General features: G+C 69.9%; 1 protein-coding gene and 1 pseudogene. Both read left to right on the plus strand.

The window, feature by feature from the left end:
* A pseudogene (locus G3N93_RS40760) lies at positions 1–539 on the plus strand (serine/threonine protein kinase); the annotation flags it as partial.
* Between the two features lie 52 nt (positions 540–591).
* Positions 592–936: ImpA family type VI secretion system protein (locus G3N93_RS40765; RefSeq protein WP_206135607.1), on the plus strand; the 345-nt coding region annotated here is incomplete at its 3' end.

Raw genomic sequence — 936 nt, forward strand, 5'->3', positions numbered from 1 at the left:
GTATGGTTAGTATGTCGATGCTGGTGTCGCCTGCGGTCGCTCGTGTTTCGTTTTTTTCGCAGGCTCCGGCACCCCCCTCGAGCGACCCGCTTGCGCACCCTCTTCCCCTACACGACGCTCGTCCGATCTGTTCCGGTTCCGCCATCGCGCCCGTCGGCAGCCTCGATGCGTCGGAGCGTGTCGTCAACGTGCCGCCGTCGGAAGCGGCCGCTACACCGGCGACTGCGCCGACACAGGCGCCGAAGGCGCCGTCGGAGGCAGAGACGGCTGTCGCGGCCGTCAACGCACCAACGGCCGAGTCGCAGCCGCGTCCGCCGAAGGCGCAGGAAACCGTCCAGGTGCGATTCAACGTGCGGCCATGGGGCGACGTCTACGTGAACGGCGCACGGCGCGGCGCGAGCCCGCCGCTGCGCTCCGTATCGCTGACGCCGGGCGTCTACGTGATCGAGATCCGCAACGGCACGCTGCCGCCGTTGCACCGCACCGTGGCGATCGACTTCGGCAGCAAACCGGTCAACATCGACTATGCATTCGAATGACGTCAGCCAGGCGGCGCTGGCCGCCGCCGCATTGTCCACGGTGCCACCCGGCATGCCGGCGACCCCGCGCGCCGACCTGATCGGCCCGTTGCTCGCGGATGTCGCGCCCGACGCCCCGTGCGGCGCGAACCTCGAATACGACGCCGAGTTCCTGCAACTGCAGGAGCGCGCGACGCCGCGCGCCGCGCAGCAATACGGCGACACCGTGATCCCGGCCGAAGCGCCCGACTGGCGCGCGGTCGAGCGGCTCGCACTGGCGCTGTCCACGCGCACGAAGGATCTGCGCGTCATCGCCTGTCTCGCACGAAGCTGGACCGAGCAGCACGGCATTCCCGGCTATGCGGACGCGCTCGCGCTCGTCGCGAACCTGCTCGCGCGCCGCTGGGAGATCGGAAAC

It is taken from the genome of Burkholderia sp. Se-20378, from assembly GCF_017104665.1.
GTDB lineage: Bacteria > Pseudomonadota > Gammaproteobacteria > Burkholderiales > Burkholderiaceae > Burkholderia > Burkholderia lata.